17 protein-coding genes are annotated in these 16760 nt (G+C 38.5%); 3 read left to right on the top strand and 14 right to left on the bottom strand.

Annotated elements, in window-relative coordinates:
• Nucleotides 1-35: 35 nt before the first annotated feature.
• The 6 genes from MB09_RS08295 to MB09_RS16030 all read right to left on the bottom strand — a co-directional run bounded on the left by MB09_RS08295 (nt 36) and on the right by MB09_RS16030 (nt 4114).
• Nucleotides 36-644 (bottom strand): DUF4254 domain-containing protein, encoded by a 609-nt coding sequence (locus MB09_RS08295; RefSeq protein ID WP_045080431.1) that lies wholly within the window; start codon nt 642-644, stop codon nt 36-38.
• A gap of 56 nt (nt 645-700) precedes the next feature.
• Nucleotides 701-1735 (bottom strand): DNA adenine methylase, encoded by a 1035-nt coding sequence (locus MB09_RS08290; RefSeq protein WP_045080430.1) that lies wholly within the window; start codon nt 1733-1735, stop codon nt 701-703.
• Complete coding sequence (locus tag MB09_RS08285; protein ID WP_045080553.1) at nt 1735-2196, bottom strand: DUF3368 domain-containing protein; 462 nt, start codon at nt 2194-2196, stop codon at nt 1735-1737. Before MB09_RS08285 ends, MB09_RS08290 begins: the two co-directional genes overlap by 1 nt.
• Entirely contained in the window at nt 2189-2416 is a 228-nt protein-coding gene (locus MB09_RS08280; protein WP_045080429.1) for a UPF0175 family protein, read from the bottom strand. The genes MB09_RS08285 and MB09_RS08280 overlap by 8 nt, the downstream gene beginning before the upstream one ends.
• Nucleotides 2417-2519: 103 nt before the next feature.
• Nucleotides 2520-3164, bottom strand: coding sequence for a hypothetical protein (locus MB09_RS08275; protein WP_045080428.1), 645 nt, complete (start codon nt 3162-3164; stop codon nt 2520-2522).
• The gene (locus MB09_RS16030; RefSeq protein WP_045080427.1) at nt 3161-4114 is read right to left on the bottom strand and encodes a DUF6427 family protein; all 954 of its coding nucleotides are present in this window, start codon (nt 4112-4114) and stop codon (nt 3161-3163) included. The genes MB09_RS08275 and MB09_RS16030 overlap by 4 nt, the downstream gene beginning before the upstream one ends.
• Before the next feature lie 41 nt (nt 4115-4155).
• Here MB09_RS16030 and MB09_RS08265 point away from each other — a divergent pair, with 41 nt between their 5' ends.
• Complete coding sequence (locus MB09_RS08265) at nt 4156-4383, top strand: DUF6341 family protein (RefSeq protein WP_045080426.1); 228 nt, start codon at nt 4156-4158, stop codon at nt 4381-4383.
• Between the two features lie 5 nt (nt 4384-4388).
• Here the strand turns inward: MB09_RS08265 and purD are convergent, their stop codons facing one another.
• Entirely contained in the window at nt 4389-5660 is a 1272-nt protein-coding gene (purD, locus tag MB09_RS08260; RefSeq protein ID WP_045080425.1) for a phosphoribosylamine--glycine ligase, read from the bottom strand.
• Between the two features lie 119 nt (nt 5661-5779).
• Here purD and MB09_RS08255 point away from each other — a divergent pair, with 119 nt between their 5' ends.
• Together MB09_RS08255 and MB09_RS08250 are read left to right on the top strand one after the other, a co-directional pair.
• Nucleotides 5780-7090, top strand: coding sequence for a phenylacetate--CoA ligase family protein (locus tag MB09_RS08255; RefSeq protein WP_045080424.1), 1311 nt, complete (start codon nt 5780-5782; stop codon nt 7088-7090).
• Entirely contained in the window at nt 7080-8264 is a 1185-nt protein-coding gene (locus MB09_RS08250) for a glycosyltransferase family 4 protein (RefSeq protein ID WP_240484818.1), read from the top strand. Before MB09_RS08255 ends, MB09_RS08250 begins: the two co-directional genes overlap by 11 nt.
• On the opposite strand, the gene MB09_RS08245 is transcribed toward MB09_RS08250, so the two are convergent.
• The 7 genes from MB09_RS08245 to MB09_RS15735 all read right to left on the bottom strand — a co-directional run bounded on the left by MB09_RS08245 (nt 8261) and on the right by MB09_RS15735 (nt 16673).
• Entirely contained in the window at nt 8261-9613 is a 1353-nt protein-coding gene (locus MB09_RS08245; protein WP_045080423.1) for an exopolysaccharide biosynthesis polyprenyl glycosylphosphotransferase, read from the bottom strand. The two genes, MB09_RS08250 and MB09_RS08245, sit on opposite strands and share 4 nt — an antisense overlap.
• A gap of 6 nt (nt 9614-9619) precedes the next feature.
• Entirely contained in the window at nt 9620-10606 is a 987-nt protein-coding gene (locus MB09_RS08240; protein ID WP_045080422.1) for a UDP-glucuronic acid decarboxylase family protein, read from the bottom strand.
• Nucleotides 10603-11916 carry a UDP-glucose dehydrogenase family protein gene (locus MB09_RS08235; RefSeq protein ID WP_045080421.1) on the bottom strand — a complete coding sequence of 438 codons (1314 nt, stop codon included), beginning with the start codon at nt 11914-11916 and terminating at the stop codon, nt 10603-10605. Before MB09_RS08235 ends, MB09_RS08240 begins: the two co-directional genes overlap by 4 nt.
• A gap of 88 nt (nt 11917-12004) precedes the next feature.
• Entirely contained in the window at nt 12005-13216 is a 1212-nt protein-coding gene (locus tag MB09_RS08230) for an O-antigen ligase family protein (RefSeq protein ID WP_045080420.1), read from the bottom strand.
• A 276-nt stretch (nt 13217-13492) separates the two neighbouring features.
• Nucleotides 13493-14233 carry a WecB/TagA/CpsF family glycosyltransferase gene (locus MB09_RS08225; protein ID WP_045080419.1) on the bottom strand — a complete coding sequence of 247 codons (741 nt, stop codon included), beginning with the start codon at nt 14231-14233 and terminating at the stop codon, nt 13493-13495.
• Nucleotides 14234-15391 (bottom strand): hypothetical protein, encoded by a 1158-nt coding sequence (locus tag MB09_RS08220; RefSeq protein ID WP_045080418.1) that lies wholly within the window; start codon nt 15389-15391, stop codon nt 14234-14236. It abuts the gene before it with no gap.
• Nucleotides 15378-16673: an O-antigen ligase family protein gene (locus tag MB09_RS15735; protein WP_084709055.1), complete on the bottom strand. Its 1296-nt coding sequence runs from the start codon at nt 16671-16673 to the stop codon at nt 15378-15380. The genes MB09_RS08220 and MB09_RS15735 overlap by 14 nt, the downstream gene beginning before the upstream one ends.
• Nucleotides 16674-16760: the final 87 nt, after the last annotated feature.

Here is a 16760-nt window from a genome sequence, read left to right as displayed (position 1 = left end):
ACAGGTTTTGAAAACCCGTTAGGTTTAAAATAATATTATTTCTTTCCGCGAAGCACCGGGTTTAGCTCGTCGTCGTTGTACATTTTCATCTGCTTATAGACTTTCATATACTTTCTGCCGTGGGCAATATCATCCAACAATTGATTGATGGCGGTGCTTAAATCTACGCGTTGCTCCAAAAGCACGTTCAACTTAGCCTTGCAGGCCATTTGGTGTTCTTGGGAAGCATCGGTACGGGTTGCCTCTTCGTTCATGTGATAGATTTTCAGCGCTAAAATGGAAAGTCTGTCAATGCCCCACGCGGGACTTTCGGTGTTGATGGTCGCATCATCCTTCACTTTTACGTCCTTGAATTTTTCAAGGAAATAGCTGTCAATGTATTCCACCATATCGGTGCGGTCCTGATTGGAAGCGTCTATTTGTCGCTTGAGTTTCAGTGCTGCAACGGGGTCAATATTCGGGTCGCGGATGATATCTTCATAATGCCACTGAACTGTATCTATCCAGCATTTTCGGTATAGCAAGTGTTCAATCAATTGACTGTCTTTATCGTACGGATTGTTGAAAGGTTGGTCCACGGTATTCACCTCGTGGTACTTATTTATAACTTCTGCGAAGATTTTGTTGGCTTTGTCTGAGAACATTATCTATTGTTTATTGTTATTTTTTATTTGTGTCTTCGGCTCCGCTCAGACACCGATCATTGAGCGGAGCCGAAATACTTTTCCAAAATATGTAAATACTCAAAAGTTTCGGTGGCTTTGTGGTTTCGGTTTTCGGTTTTATCTGCTTTAAAACGTTGGTATTTTTTGGTTTTCAAGGTGTATTTCCCGAAGCGTTCCATCACCGTTTGCACTTCCTTTTGGCCCATCAATCCTTCGTTGTTGTAACTTAGGAAAATGTAGGGGAATTGTGCATTTTCAATCAATTCCGCAAAACTTTTCAGTACTTCGCCGGTTTTGCACCAATCACTTTTGTAGTAATCGCGCAGGCCGGTTTTTCCCTTGGGTACAAAGGTATCATATTTTGCGATAGTATTCAGCAAATGATAGTTGGCGCCGTACTGGCGGGCGTTATAGGGCGGATCCAGATAAAGGATGTCGCCTTTTATTTCCTTGATAAGCTGATTGGCGTCCTTTTGGAAAATTTGGTTTTTTTGCAAGGGCAAGACTTCGGAAAACAGATCTTTTTCTATCAGTGCGGGTTGAATTACCATCGTTTTTGCCGCCGATCTTTTTATGTGCTTTAGATAGGCTCCATAAACCGAAGCTGTATTAGCCACTTTATCGGCACTTTCAAGTAAAGAGGCGAGCAGGAAAAAATATTGGTCTTCCGTAATTGTTGAAGCTTCTTTCCAATTTTCTATTTGAATACGAACAGCGTCAATTTTCTGCCCGTTTTCTGAAGTAAAATAGTTTCTTCCAGCTTTTCCTCCTTCGGAATAATTTTCAAAAACGAAGCCTTTTTTGCGTTTTAAAGCGTTCAATTCATTTAGGAATGCTTCGTAATCGAATTCAAAATTATTACCGATATAGTTTCGGTTCAGCACATAGCTGTAATATTCCACATCGTTGGCGATTACCAGTTTTACGTGTGGTTTAAAGTTTCGGCCAACGATTCCGGTGCCTGCAAAAAGGTCGCAAAATGTTTTTTGCGAAAGCCCATTTCCGCAGGTTTCGGTAACCGTTTCAAAAATGAAGGAGGAGAGTTTGTGTTTGGAGCCAATGTAGTTCATTAAGGCAGTTCTTTTGCTTGGCCAAGAGCTTCCGTTTCAAGTTCAAGAGAAATTCGGAAATCTGTTTGCTTTAATTTTTGCAAGATTGGTTTTATTGAAGGAATAACCCCCTTCAGTTTTGCTTTTACTACTACTCCAATAGTTCCACTATAGGATATTCCCAAATGTTCAGCCATTTTTCTAGCCTTTAGGTCATCTAAAATAACTGTGCTGTTTTCAATTTCCAAAGCTAAAGCTATTGCACTGGATTCGCCCTTGTCTATTTGAACTTCTAAAATAGCCTGACGATAGTAGTCTGTTGCCGATTTTATAATTACCCATGCCGGCAGTGGCTCTCCGAATTCTGACGCCACTTCAGGTGTAGTTATTACTTCCCCATAAACTTTCCGCAAAATATCCAATTCTCCAATGTTTGTAAGTATAATAAAACAGCTGGTATCGGAAATAATAGTTTTAGGCATTGGCAACATCCTTTGCTAAATCTGAAGCGGGATAATTGAAGATGGAAACATTGTAATGCCCCAGAAGTTCGGCAAAAGTGCGTTTTGTTAGGCCTGCCATTTCAGCCGCCTGGCCCAACGACAACTTACCATTTTCATAAAGGCGAGATGCCACGAATATTGCAAGTTCGCTTGGCCCTATATCAAGACCGTCAGGTATGTTTAAGGATAATGTTTTCATATATTCAAAGATAGTGAAATTCTTGTTGCCAATCTGGTTTAAAAAGAGTGCTTTAAATTTTCAAAAATGAAATTGGAGAGTTTATGTTTGGAACCTATGTAATTCATTTGGAAACCCAGATAATATCGCTTAAAGTTTGCTGTCCGTCAACAAAAGTAAATGATTGCAACTGCTCCGGCCTGAAAGTAGCTATATATTTTTGAATAGCATTTTTTAGCAAACCGATTTCAGCTTTCAACTTCCACTGTTCCCCATTTTCAGCATAAACCACAATGAATAGACGGTTTTTAAAATGGTGCCGTTTTTGGGTGCTTTGGTTTTTGTAGAGCCATTCTATCAATTCATTTTTATGATTTTGGGCGTATTCAAAGGTTTGGTTGAAGTGTTTTGGAAAGACGGAGGTTTTATGGTCAAAGGGAATTCCGAAGAGATAAAAATCCTTTTCGGAATCTTTGGTTTCGGCTACCATTTTTATATTTTCAGTTTCAGAAAAAATATGTTCCACCGCCACGGCGCTCCAGAAATTGTACCAGCGATTGGCGGCGTAATTGAACAAACTTCGTTTATCGAGTTTATGTTCTGCAATTGCCTGCTTCATTTTCAAGATTAACCCCGCCCACTCCTGTGTGCTGTAAATAAAGTTGGTATAGCGGTCCCATTCATCATTTTGCTTTTGGCCCCAACTGTAATTATACGGAAGTCTCTGCTTTAATTCCCTTTCAATATTTTCGAGATTCACCGTAATCATAAAAACAGAAATACAAACGGCAAAATCACAACCAACCACAGCATGATTTCCTTAAACCAAAATTCGGCCATATCCTTTTCCCGATATTGTTCCTTTTCGGGACTTTCAATATAATTGGCACTTATTATCGCAACGGGCGCCATAATAAAAAACAGCTCAGCCCCAGTCTTTTCAGGAGCTCCCAGTGCTATGAACAGAGTGGTAAAACTTACATACAGCAGCAAAAGGTGGTTGGGTCTTTCCTTTAACGACAACTTCGAGATTCTTAAAATTCGATATACCGCGGTCCAAATATAAAATGCGAGCATAATGGTGACGGGAACCAAAATGGCAGCCGAATTATAGGCTGAAAAGTCAAAACCAACCTCATCCTTCCAATTCAAAAACCAGGAAAACGTATCGGTTGCAAGCATTTGGTACGCTGTATTTATTACAAAAACCGCCAAAAATCCCGTGATGGGAACCAACATTTGTTTATAGGTTGAATTGGGCTTCTGCAAGATGGCAATCCACAGCGGAACGAAGAGTAATAGACTCCAAAAATAAAACAGGGAAGCCAGGGTAATCCAAATGCTGGCGTCGAGAATTTTTTTTTCTGAATTCTTATCGCTTCGCAAACTCATCAAGCGGCGCAAAGCCAACAAAAGGAAGGCGTTTGCCAATATTATTTTATGCTGAAGAAATATTACCGGCAACATGGTAAGAAAACAGGTGAAGAAAAATATGGCGTAGGTATTGTTTTGGGTGAGATGGTTTTTTCTGATTATAAAATCCAACAGCAACATAATCAGCACGCTGAAAATGACGAAAGCAGAATGGGTAAGCAAGAGGGAAGGCGTGATAAATATTTCGCTGTGCGATATTGCACCCAATAAATAACCTGCAATTATAAAAACACCGAGAATTAAATAGTTAATGGGGTTAGATTTTCCAAAAAAGCTTGTCAGCATACGGGGTATTTTTATATTTTTGCCTTCTAAAGATTAAAGATATGACTTGGAAAGGTTTTTGGGAAGGAATAGCTTCCCTTTTTGAAGATTTTCTTTTTATTCCCTACGATGCCTTGATGAAGCTTGAGCTTGACAGCTGGTGGCTTGCCAATATTTTTTCGTGGATATTTTTGTTGATTGGTGCGGCAGCCTTCATATATTGGCTAGGTAAACTTCGAGACTATAACGAAAATACTGAGGTTACCTACACGTACGACGAAAATCCGTAATTTAATTATAGGTCAAAACCTATATCCCTACGATATTGCATCCTGTCAAAAGATAGTTTTTCTATATTTTGATAGGATTTTTTTAGCGCCTTTCTGAAATCATCATCCAAGGAAGTTATAGCCAAAACACGGCCGCCATTGGTAAGAATTTTATCGTTTTCAAGCTTTGTGCCCGCGTGAAATACAATGGAACCTTCCACATTTTCCAAACCTGAAATTTCCTTTCCTTTTTCGTAAGCGTCGGGATAGCCTCCGGAAACCAGCATGACGGTAGTTGCGGCCCGACCGTCAATTTCAATATTGAAATTGCCCAAGTTTTGACGGTAGGTAGCTTCCAATAAATCAACCAAATCGGTTTTAATGCGCGGCAAAACAACCTCGGTTTCGGGATCGCCCATCCGCACGTTGTATTCTATCACGTAAGGTTCGTTATCCACTTTTATCAAACCTATAAAAACAAAGCCTTTATAATCTATTTTTTCTTCGGAAAGGCCTCTCACGGTTGGTTTCACGATTCGGTCCTCAATTTTTTTCATCAAAACTCCATCTGCAAATGGTACTGGGGAAATGGCGCCCATTCCACCAGTATTCAAGCCCGTATCACCTTCGCCGATGCGTTTATAGTCTTTTGCCGTGGGAAGGATTTTGTAATTTTTTCCATCGGTTAGTACAAAAACGCTCAACTCAATTCCATCCAAAAATTCCTCGATTACCACTTTGGAACTCGCTTCGCCAAACTTGCTGTGCGTAAGCATATTTTCGAGCTCCTGTTTGGCTTCGCTTAAATCCTTTAAAATCAAAACTCCTTTTCCAGCGGCCAATCCGTCTGCTTTTAAAACGTAGGGCGGATTCAAATTTTCCAAAAATGCTTTTCCAGCTTCCAGTGATTCCACAGTAAAACTCTCATAGGCTGCCGTGGGGATGTTGTGCTGCATCATAAATTCCTTAGCGCGCTGTTTGCTGCCTTCCAGCAAAGCGCCGCGTTTGGAAGGACCTATAAGCATTACATTTTGCAATTCCGAAGTTTCGGCAAAATAATCAGCAATGCCATGTACCAAGGGGTCTTCGGGGCCAACAATAACCATTTCAATATTATTTTCAACAACGCATTTTTTCACCGCCCCAAAATCGGTTACCTTTAAATCCACATTTGTTGCAATGGAAGCAGTTCCGGCATTTCCGGGCGCTACAAAAAGTTTTTCGCAACGGTTGCTCTGCGCAATTTTGTATGCAAAAGTATGTTCGCGGCCACCGGAACCAAGGATGAGAATATTCATAATTGAGATGTTTTGTTTCGGTGTCAAAAATAATTGTTTGTACCTTGAACCGCTAATTTATTTGAAGCGAATTTGGCTTTGCAAATTTTTAGGTTTCAACTTAAATTGAAAAACATCTTTTGAGACTATTCGATATTTCCCTTTTTCTGAAACGTTTCCCTATTAAAAGGGCCAAGGAAGAATTGCTTCAAATTTCCCAAATAAATGAAACAGACTACGAAGCATTTTTGAAAGCGAAAAGGGCCGAAATTGTAACCTATCATTTAAAAAATAACTCTTTTTATCGCCAGAAAGTGAAGGACGGTTTTTCAACTTGGGAATCGCTGCCTATTTTGAAGAAAGCAGATTATCAAATTCCGCTGAAGAAGCGGCTTTCAAAAGGCTTTTCGGAAAAAAATGTATATATAAACAAAACCTCGGGCTCCAGCGGCAATCCCATCCGATTTGCTAAGGACAAGTACAGCCACGCGCTTACGTGGGCCTACCACATGGAGCGGTTTGGGTGGTACGGCATAGATTTCAACAGTTCGTTGCAGGCGCGCTATTACGGAATTCCTTTTGATACCGTTGAAAATAAAACGGTGCGGATGAAGGACTTTTTGGCCAAACGCCACAGATTTTCAATTAACGACCTTTCAGAAAAGGCTCTCGATGAAATGTTGAAAGTCTATAAACAAAAGCCATTTGAGTACATTAACGGTTATACCAGTAGCATTGTGCTCTTTGCGAAATATTTGAATGATAAGAACACAATCTTAAAAAATATCTGTCCAACGCTGAAGGTGTGCATCGTTACCTCCGAAATGCTTTTTGAGGCTGATAAAATTTTGCTTGAAAACCAGTTGGGCGTTCCAATTGTGAATGAGTACGGCTGCTCGGAAGCCGGAGTAATTGCCTTCACCAACCCTCACGGCGAATGGGAAGTGGATTCAAAAACACTTTTTGTGGAGATATTGGACGAAGCCGATAAACCGTTGCCATTGGGCGAAGAAGGACGCATTGTGATAACTTCGCTGCACAACAAAGCACATCCGTTTATCCGTTATGAAATTGGCGATTACGGTTCACTGAGTGAAAAAAGCACTTTTAGAAAACCCATGCTTAAAAAACTGACCGGAAGAACAAATGATTTCGCAATCCTGCCAAGCGGAAAAAAAGCAGCCGGAATGACCTTTTATGTAATTACCAAAAAAATAATGGAGGAAAGCGGGAATATTCAGGAGTTTAAAGTGATTCAAACAAAGAATGATACTTTTGAAATAAACTATGTGAGCAAAACCGAACTGACCGAAGAAAAGAAAAGTTTTATCTCAAAAACCATTGCCCAATTTTTAGAGCCGGGATTGAAATTTACATTCCATAGAAAAGCACAGTTGGACAGAACGGCGAGCGGGAAACTGAAACAGTTTGTTTCGTTGGTTGAAAATTAATCACAATCAAAGCGTGCTAAAGGAAATTCTTTTAATAACCAATTATTTCCCTCCTGAAAAAGGTGCAGCGTCCAATAGGATGTCCAGCCTTGCAGAGGCATTGGGAAAGGATGGTTTCGAGGTTACTGTGGTTTGTCCCTTGCCAAATTATCCAACTGGTAACGTTTTTCAGGAGTACAGAGGTAAAATATCAACAACGGAAAACACCTCCTTCGGAAAAATAAAACGATTGTGGATTTGGCCCAGCAATTCTGCAAATAAGTTTGTGAGGTTGCTCTCTATGATTTCTTTTTCGCTCAGCTTGATTTTATTCTTTATTTTTTCAAAGACCCCTAAAAAAATCTTCATCCAATATTCCCCTGTTTTTGTATGTTTTACAGCGGTTTATTTGGGAAAAGTGTTTTCCAAAAAAATAATCCTGAATGTTTCAGACCTTTGGCCTTTGGCTGGTTTGGAAATGGGAATTTTAAAGAAGGGCCCCTATTATTCACTTTTGCAAAAGATGGAAATTTTCTGTTATAGGAATGCCGATTTGATTGTTGGCCAATCAGAAGAGATTCTCCAGCATGTTTCAAATTATGTGGAAAAACCGACCTTTTTATATCGAAACTTTCCCGCTTTCAGCCCACCTAAAATTCAGGAAGCCCAACCTTCCAAAGAAATTAAAATAGTCTATGCAGGTTTATTGGGGGTTGCCCAGGGAATTTTTGAAATATGCCAACAGATTTCTTTTCCGCGAAATGTAAGTCTTCACATTTACGGGGCGGGACCTGAAGCGGAAAAAATAGGAAACTTAAATAAACCACATATTTATTTTTATGGTGAATTGGATAGAACCCAATTGCACACGGAACTACAGAAATATGACATCGCAATTATACCGTTGATAAAAAGGATTTACGGTTCCGTGCCCTCAAAAATATTTGAATATACCCGTTTGGGGCTGCCAGTACTTTATTTTGGGGGAGGGGAAGGGGAAAATATCGTAAAAAATAAGGAGCTCGGGTGGGCTGTTCCGGTAAATGACCATAGCGCCCTGCAAGAGTTTATCAATACGGTTTCAAAGGAAGAATTGAGACGATTTCCTAAAGAGCAGGTACAAAGAAATTCTGTTTATGCGTTTAATTTCCGGAAACAATTTGAAGGTTTTATCGCTAGAATGGAAAGAATTTAATATGCCTTTTCTTCTCCCCGAAGTGCATTTATGATAGTCTGGAAGACAATTTTTAGATCGAGAAAAAGGCTCCAATTTTCGAGATAAAAAATGTCATATTTTACCCTATTGATAATGTGGTTGTCGTCTTCCACCTCACCTCGAAATCCACTAACTTGGGCCAAGCCCGTAATGCCCGGTTTAATAAAGTGACGTACCATAAACTTGTCAATCCGTTCCGCATACATATGGGTATGGCTCACCATATGCGGTCTTGGGCCTACTACGGACATTTCACCCTTTAATACGTTTATAAACTGCGGCAGTTCATCAATACTGGTTTTTCTAATAATTCTTCCCACCCGTGTAACGCGTTCGTCGCCTTTCTTAATTTGTTCCAAATGCGCCATGGGATTGGGCCGCATGGAACGGAATTTATAGCAATAAAACTCCTTATAATCGAGGCCGTTTCTTTTTTGTTTAAAGAATACGGGGCCTTTTGATTCTAACTTAATCAGCAGTCCAAGAATTGGAGTTAGCCATGATAAGAGCCCGACAATAACAAAAAGAGAAAGCAAAATGTCAAAACTTCGCTTTAAGAACTTGTTAAATGGTTCATCCATAGGAATTTTCCGCATGGAAAGAATGGGCAGTACCCCGTAATAGGTAAAGTCCAATTTTTTGCTGTAGATTTCTTTATTGTCGGGAAGAAATTTTAATACCTTGAGGTTATTGTCCACAAAATCAATGAGCTTTATCAAATCTTTGTTATTAATTTCCGCAACGGAAGAGTACACCTCATCTATTTCCTCTTTGAGGATATAATCCATGCATTCTTCTATGGTAACTTTATCGGGTCCTTTTAGGTCAAAGGTTTTATATAATTTATAGCCATAGACAGGATTGTTGGTGAAAAATTTACGCAACTGGTCCGTTTTTTGGTTTAGGCCGATAATTACGACTTTACGCACATTTCCTCCTAAGTGTAAACGATATTTCTTCAACAGAAAGAAAACTCCCAATTTTACAATGGTTACACAAAGAATTACCAATAGAATGTAATTGAAAATAGTAGAAGCTGAGGTAGTCAATTCATTATAAAACCCGAAAAAAGAAAATACGATCAAGAGAAAAACGACACTTTGTTTCCCTATCAAAGACATGATTTTCGATAAATGGGTAAAACGGTAAATTTCATAAAACCCCAAACGCAAGGAGAGAATAAGCCAGGCTATCGTTAAATAAACCACATAATTGAAATAGGGAAAAGGCTGGCCGAAGGACTGAAAAGCAAAAAAATTGATAAAGAAAAGGTCTATTCCGTATGAAATAGGCCTTAACAATCCTGAATATCTTCCGCTTTTAAACATTTAATCTTATTTATTGTGCTTTGAAAAATCCTTATGCTCGCTTTTAAAAAGCTCTTCTTTTGAAAGATTTTTAAAATACTCAAATGTTTTCCTCATTCCTTCTTCCCGAGAAATTTTAGGTTGCCATCCCAATATTTCTTTCGCTTTTGAAATATCCGGTTCGCGTTGCATAGGATCATCCTGCGGCAAAGGCTTGAAGATGATTTTTTGATCTGTTCCCGTAAGTTTCACTATTTCCTTTGCAAAATCGAGAATGGTTATTTCTTCTGGGTTGCCAATATTTACCGGCAATGCATAATCGCTTAATAACAAACGGTAAAGACCCTCCACCTCATCATCTACATAACAGAACGAACGCGTTTGCGTACCGTCCCCAAAAACCGTAAGATCCTCCCCGCGTAAGGCTTGCCCTATAAAGGCGGGGATAACACGCCCATCGTTAAGGCGCATGCGTGGACCGTAAGTATTAAAAATTCTAGCAATTCGTGTTTCTAAACCATGAAACCTATGGTAAGCCATGGTTATGGATTCCTGAAAGCGCTTGGCCTCATCATAAACCCCGCGTGGACCGATAGTGTTGACATTTCCAAAGTATTCTTCTGTTTGGGGATGTACTTGTGGATCTCCATAAACTTCTGATGTAGAGGCAATGAGGATGCGCGCCTTTTTTTCCCGGGCCAAACCGAGAAGATTGTGGGTGCCCAGGGAACCTACCTTTAAAGTTTGGATCGGTATTTTCAAATAATCTATCGGACTTGCGGGAGAGGCAAAATGAAGAATGTAATCCACACTTCCGGGAACGTGCACAAACTTGGTAACATCGTGATGATAGAACTCGAAAGCCTCCAATTTAAAAAGATGGGCGATGTTCTTAAGGTCGCCGGTAATGAGATTGTCCATCCCGATAACGTGGAAATCCTCAGCTATAAATTTATCACAGAGGTGCGAGCCCAAAAATCCAGCAGCCCCGGTTATTAGGACACGTTTCTTCATACATTTACCGCCTTTCTTCCTACGGAGACATAGGTAAAACCTTCCGCTTCCATATCATTTACATTGTATAGGTTTCTTCCATCAAAAACAACGGGGTTTTTCAACAATTGTTTCAGCCTGCCATAATCTGGGGTGCGGAAAATGCTCCATTCGGTACATATCAGTAGTGCATCAGCTCCCTCAAGGGCGGCATACATAGATTCTGAATAATGCAATTTATCTCCAAAACGCTTTTTAATATTCGGCATTGCCTCTGGATCAAACACCTGAAGTTTTGCGCCTTTGTCCAGCAAACCTTCCATCATATCGATTGACGGGGCTTCGCGAATGTCATCGGTCTCGGGTTTAAATGCAAGCCCCCAAACGGCAATGGTTCTTCCTTTTAAACCATTTTTGAAATAATTTTCAATCTTCGGAAGTAGGATGGTTTTTTGGGCTGAATTTATCTCAATTACCGACTTGAGAATTTTGAAATCATAATTCTCGTTCTTTCCAGCTTTTTTAAGAGCTTTCACATCTTTTGGAAAACAAGAGCCTCCATAACCAATTCCCGGAAAGAGAAAACGCTTCCCAATGCGGCTATCGGTTCCCATTCCCGCGCGAACCATATCTACATCGGCTCCCACTTTTTCGCAATAGTTGGCAATCTCGTTCATAAAGGTAATCTTGGTGGCCAAAAAGGAGTTTGCCGCATACTTGGTAAGCTCTGCAGATTTTTCGTCCATTACGATTATGGGGTTGCCCGAACGCACAAATGGACTGTAGAGCTTTTTCATCAAAGCTGTGGCCCTTTCACTACTAGAGCCCACAATAATCCGCTCTGGTTTCATAAAATCATCTACGGCAAAGCCTTCGCGAAGAAACTCAGGGTTTGAGACCACATCAAATTCACATGGAGCATTTTCAGCGATTACGGCGTACACTTTTTCGGCAGTACCCACCGGCACCGTGCTCTTGTCAACGATTACCTTATATTCCCTAATGTTTTTGCCTATTTCTTCAGAAACGTTCAAAACGTAGGAAAGGTCGGCCGAGCCGTCTTCATCTTCTGGGGTTGGGAGTGCCAAAAAGATAATATCGCCATGTGCAAGGCCCTCTTCCAAGGAAGTGGTAAACTTTAAACGGTTCGCTTTTATATTTCTTTCAAAAAGTACGTCCAAATGCGGTTCGTAGATGGGTACTTCGCCATTTCGCATTTTTTCTACTTTTGCTTTGTCGATATCTACACAGATTACCTCATTACCCGTTTCTGCCAAACAGGTTCCTGTAACGAGGCCTACGTAACCTGTTCCTATTACTGAAATTTTCATTTATCTTCTTCTTTCTTTTCTAGTATTGAAAAGGTTGGATTTGTTATCAAAGCGCAAAAGTACAATTTGAAATTCTTTTATTAGGCTTTTATTCCGTTGTTTTCTCCGTGTGCTTACCGGTCATCAATACAATTAGGATAAAACCCACGTAGTACGCGCCAATCTGCCGATGAAAAAGGTTTTCAACCATACAATACATCAGTAGAATGGCCAACATAGCTGTGGGAAAAAATTGATGTCGGACCTTAATGAAACTTACGCCCATAAAGACCAAAAAAAGCAGGAGCGCTATAAATCCCGCACTTAAATAAAAGTCCAAAAACTGATTGTGGGTATTATAACGTTGTGCCACAAATTTTTCCCTTTTGTCAATATTGGTAATTTGGGTTTCATAACAGGCCGCCAATTGGTCCTTGGTAGCATCAAAACCGATTCCAGTGAGGGAAAAACCTTTATCCTGAATAACATTTACTGCGCAGTTCCAGACGACCGCCCGTAACTCATACGTCATTGAATTCTCAATAAACGCAGTTGGATTCTTAGTGTTTTCTGTCTGGATAGATTGATTGTCCTTTTCATTCTTGATAATAAAGAACAGTCCCGTGAGTATGCCGATCGTGGCAATAGCGGTAACTAGTTTCCAAATTTTTCGCTGGCCGTAAAACTGTTTGATCAATATTAAAAAGAATAGGGCCACTACCGCTATTTTTGATGCGATCAAGACGATAAAAACCGCATTGACCAAAATATTGGCCAAATAGTAATTGTTGTTGGGGTGGTATTTTTTCTGAATGGATTGGAAGGAAATGAGAATACTGAAGGTGCAGAGAAGGCCCAGATACAACCTATCTATCAACAGCGATTCCACAACCTGTGGAGAGTCCCCAAAGGCAAAGCTTCCCGTGGCATCGGTTATAAGAACGAAGTTAAAGACCGAAAAAATAATGGCCGCAAGGGAGGAAAAGATTATTGCGCTGTTGATTTTCCTGACATCGGCCACCGGAATGTAAAGGATGGCCAGGCCGACTGCAATAAGCACTTTTTTGATGATATTGAAATCATCCTGCAACCTACCGCTTCCAAAAGAGTCAATCAACAAATAGGTAAAAAGGCCCAGAAAAATAGCTATAGGGAGCGATTTTAACTTTTTGAAGTCTTCTTTTTTAACAATAAAAGGGAAGGCAACCACCAAAATTGCCATAAGAATATTGGGCAAGGCCCGAATATAATTATCAAAAGGGATGATGAGGTATAGCAGCAGGAAGGCATAAGGGTATATGGCAGCGAGCAGGATCCTCATGGGGGAAAAATTGTGTTTTTTTAAATTTTAGGGGAAGATAGAAAACTCTTGCGAGATATTAGATTTTAGACAGGAGATTTTGGACGGAAGGCAGGATATTCAACTAAATTTTTGTTCGCAAAACCAAGAACCTTCAAAGGGTTATTTAAAGAAATTTTATTTGTAGGAAAAAAGGGCTATTTTCTTACGTTTTAATGACTTTGCTATGGCTTTGCTATGGCTTTGCTATGGAGTATCCTTGGCTGGGTTATTTTTGTGACCCGACATAATTCGCTTCTATTTTTTAGAAAAGCGCTCTCTTAACACTAGATAAATAAACTTGGAGTTACCGACCAAATAGCGTTTCCACATACGTCTTGGCTCCTGTGCAAAGCGATAAAACCATTCCAGTCCTGCCTTTTGCATCCAAGTGGGCGCCCGTTTCGTCTTGCCCGCAACTACGTCAAAACTACCGCCAACGCCCATAATGAGGTTTACGTTTTTAAGGATGTCGCGATATTTAAATAGAAAGTTTTCCTTGATGGGTGATGAAATGGCCACAAACAGCATTTGGGTACCGCTATCTGCAATTTGTTGGGCAATTTCCTTTTCTTCCGAAGGACTGAAATAACCATTTCTATATCCTGCAATAATATTTGGGCTATAGATTTCGGAATATTTTTCAACTACCGTTTTCACCACATCCTCCTTTGCGCCGAACAGAAATATTTTATAGTTCTTCTTATGCGCCATCTCCACAAGATTGGCCATAAGGTCTATACCAGCTACACGCTCTTTAAGTGGTTTTCCTAAAAACCTTGAGGCCCAAACCACAGCCTGACCATCGGCGTTGATAATATCACTGTGGTTTACACTTTGCCGAAGTTCGGAATCCTTCTGCATGGATACCACTTTTCCCGCATTTACAACTACGTGATGGAGCTGTTCCCCAGCGTGTATTTTTTCCTGCACCAGGGCAAGGGTTTCTTGCATGGAGAGGTTGTCTATTGTTGTGTTTAGGATTTGGATTCTATTCATTTATAGACTTTTCTTATCAAAAGTAGAATCATAGATTAGCCTCTCTTTTAAAATTAATAAATAAATGGCTACGGAAGCATTCTCAAAAAAATTACCGGACAAAAATACTATAACGATTAGGATTAGGAAAGGATATATTTTCCAATTGTTTAGATCAAAGTTTAGATATGATTTATAATAAGTGTATAAATAAACAATCCCACCGACTATGCCCCAAAAATAGAATACATCAATAAAACCCATCTGGGCTCTCGTTGATAGATCTGATATCCCTCCAAATAAATAATTTGGCCATTTCCAGTTATTTTTGATATATGGGAGTGTCTCCCCAACGAGCAAATCGTCCCTAAAAGAGAGTATAGAAGAGAATAGACCTTGTTGTAATCTTATTTCATTGAAACGGCCGTACTGAAAAAAAAAGATATAAATTAATGACAAAGAAAAAATAACCAAGATTGATGCAACTAGTTTTCTATGAGGTTTTTTGAGATAGCTGAAATAAAATAGGAATATTAATAACACTCCAAACAATGCAATATAAAGCGCTTTAGTGCCAACCAATATACAACAGACGATTGTTAGCCAAACTTTATAGTTTTTAAAAAAAGTATGATTCAATTTAATCAAAAAATAAAATAGCGCTATGGTATAAACGTACGTACTAGTGGCGGAAGTAATAATTAAGCCATTATATCCAAAACGTGGACCTTCATACGTCTTTAACAATTCTTGACTCAAAACAAATCCTCCTATAATTAAAAAACCATTTATGATGAGAAGCCATTCAAACGTTTGGAAAAAAATATTTTGAGTTAATTGATTTTGAGGATATTTATTGAAATAAAAAAATAAAAAAAGGGGAAAAAGGAATTTACTAAAACTAATGATAATCTCGGTATTAAAACCGTTATATATAAAAAGTTGTCCGATTATAAAGAATAATAAAAGAATGATTGGTAAAATAAATTTTTTAATAGGTGTAATTATTTTGAACAAAAGAAACAACAAGACCAAAAACTTAATAGCTCTTGGTAAAAAGGATTTGCCGTCTAAATAAACTATCGAAAATTTACTGATTGCTTCAGAAACATAAAAAAGCACTAGAAGTATTGCCGCAAGTTTAGCCTGGGAGAATTTTAAAAACTTAGGATAGTTCATCTTTTATTTTAGCTATTGATAAGAATGTTTGGAATAAAAATAAATTACCAAAATATGCTAAAAAAATTATGGCGGCATTATTATTCAAATAATCCTCAACAAGGCATATTCCGAAGATAGCAAAGAAAAACAAAAAATTTAGGGCGCTCTTTAATCTGAAAAAAAAGAACAAGGAGTTAAATATGTAAAATATAAGTATCGCCATAGAAATAAAACCTGCCTCGAGGGCATAGCCCAAAAAAAGATTGTGAGCATCATATCGGTTGGTGGCCGAAATGAGCATACCCTCTTTGCGATAACCTATTTCCAGCACATCCTTTTCATTCCCTATACCATAACCCACAATAGGATGATCCTTAATTAAATCAATTGCCACATTCCAGCGAGCAACACGACTATCACCCAGGGTTTTGGAATTGTATTTTTTATTTACATTAAAAGATAACTCCCATATGGTCTCTTTTGTTAATGAAGTATATATATATGTGTCCTTAATCAATAAAAAAGTTGAAAGAAAAATTATCAAAACCACTGTAAAAATTGAGATAATAGCGATTTTTGATTTTCCAAACAACTTTAATAATGATGAAAAGATATAAACAATTAATATGATGAAATAATAAATGAAAATTATACGAGAACTTAAAAACAATATCACAATCGATAAGAAAGTGAAAATAATAATTTTTAAAGCTCTAGAAACGAATACCTTGGAGAACAACAAAACACAAACTGACAACAACATATACATCCCCAGATAAGAGGGGTGAAAATCAAGTGTTTCTGTAAAATTAAAACCCGTGTAATAAAAATTCAATAAATCACTATCCACTGACCATAACGGTCTTGTGGCATAATAATTCCAGATGTTATTCGACAAGAGAAATATTGAAGATAATGTACACCCATAAACAATACCACGGAAAGACGACCTTTTTAATGATAATAACTGCTCCGAAGAAAAAAATAAAAAACTTAAGGGAAGTAGTAAATAAGAAATTCGCCGTCCCAATACATTCAATACAGATAACAATTCGCCGTGGTAGCAAATGCTTAAAAGGAGAGGCACCATCAAAATAAGTGTAGAATATTTTAAGGCAGATCTATTTATCTTGTTGAATTTCAATCTTCCCTTAAGGACTAAAAAAGAAACACTTACCAAAAATACAACAAGGAGGATGTTGCTAATCTTGGTGCTTAGTGGAAGGAAAAAACTAAACAAAAATCCAGAAATTAGGATAATGTGAAAATGCGTATAAGAAGTTTTATTCCATACTTGCATATTTTATAAATTTTTTAGATACTAAAAATTAAAAATAAGGAAATAGTTTAGAGAGTTATTTCTTTAAAAAAAACATACTGTTCTACT

Origin of the sequence: Aequorivita vladivostokensis (assembly GCF_000952855.1) — a bacterium.
GTDB lineage: Bacteria > Bacteroidota > Bacteroidia > Flavobacteriales > Flavobacteriaceae > Aequorivita > Aequorivita vladivostokensis.
The sequence above is the reverse complement of the archived record's forward strand: the minus strand, read 5'-3'. Positions and strand labels throughout refer to the sequence as shown.

Excerpts from the sequence above, each read along its gene's own strand:
- MB09_RS08245 (WP_045080423.1), bottom strand. The coding sequence starts at position 9,613 with ATGTTTAAAAGCGGAAGATATTCAGGATTGTTAAGGCCTATTTCATAC.
- MB09_RS08280 (WP_045080429.1), bottom strand. The coding sequence starts at position 2,416 with ATGAAAACATTATCCTTAAACATACCTGACGGTCTTGATATAGGGCCA.
- MB09_RS15735 (WP_084709055.1), bottom strand. The coding sequence starts at position 16,673 with ATGCAAGTATGGAATAAAACTTCTTATACGCATTTTCACATTATCCTA.
- MB09_RS08285 (WP_045080553.1), bottom strand. The coding sequence starts at position 2,196 with ATGCCTAAAACTATTATTTCCGATACCAGCTGTTTTATTATACTTACA.
- MB09_RS08240 (WP_045080422.1), bottom strand. The coding sequence starts at position 10,606 with ATGAAGAAACGTGTCCTAATAACCGGGGCTGCTGGATTTTTGGGCTCG.
- MB09_RS08230 (WP_045080420.1), bottom strand. The coding sequence starts at position 13,216 with ATGAGGATCCTGCTCGCTGCCATATACCCTTATGCCTTCCTGCTGCTA.
- MB09_RS08235 (WP_045080421.1), bottom strand. The coding sequence starts at position 11,916 with ATGAAAATTTCAGTAATAGGAACAGGTTACGTAGGCCTCGTTACAGGA.
- MB09_RS16030 (WP_045080427.1), bottom strand. The coding sequence starts at position 4,114 with ATGCTGACAAGCTTTTTTGGAAAATCTAACCCCATTAACTATTTAATT.
- MB09_RS08295 (WP_045080431.1), bottom strand. The coding sequence starts at position 644 with ATGTTCTCAGACAAAGCCAACAAAATCTTCGCAGAAGTTATAAATAAG.
- MB09_RS08225 (WP_045080419.1), bottom strand. The coding sequence starts at position 14,233 with ATGAATAGAATCCAAATCCTAAACACAACAATAGACAACCTCTCCATG.
- MB09_RS08220 (WP_045080418.1), bottom strand. The coding sequence starts at position 15,391 with ATGAACTATCCTAAGTTTTTAAAATTCTCCCAGGCTAAACTTGCGGCA.
- MB09_RS08265 (WP_045080426.1), top strand. The coding sequence starts at position 4,156 with ATGACTTGGAAAGGTTTTTGGGAAGGAATAGCTTCCCTTTTTGAAGAT.
- MB09_RS08275 (WP_045080428.1), bottom strand. The coding sequence starts at position 3,164 with ATGATTACGGTGAATCTCGAAAATATTGAAAGGGAATTAAAGCAGAGA.
- purD (WP_045080425.1), bottom strand. The coding sequence starts at position 5,660 with ATGAATATTCTCATCCTTGGTTCCGGTGGCCGCGAACATACTTTTGCA.
- MB09_RS08290 (WP_045080430.1), bottom strand. The coding sequence starts at position 1,735 with ATGAACTACATTGGCTCCAAACACAAACTCTCCTCCTTCATTTTTGAA.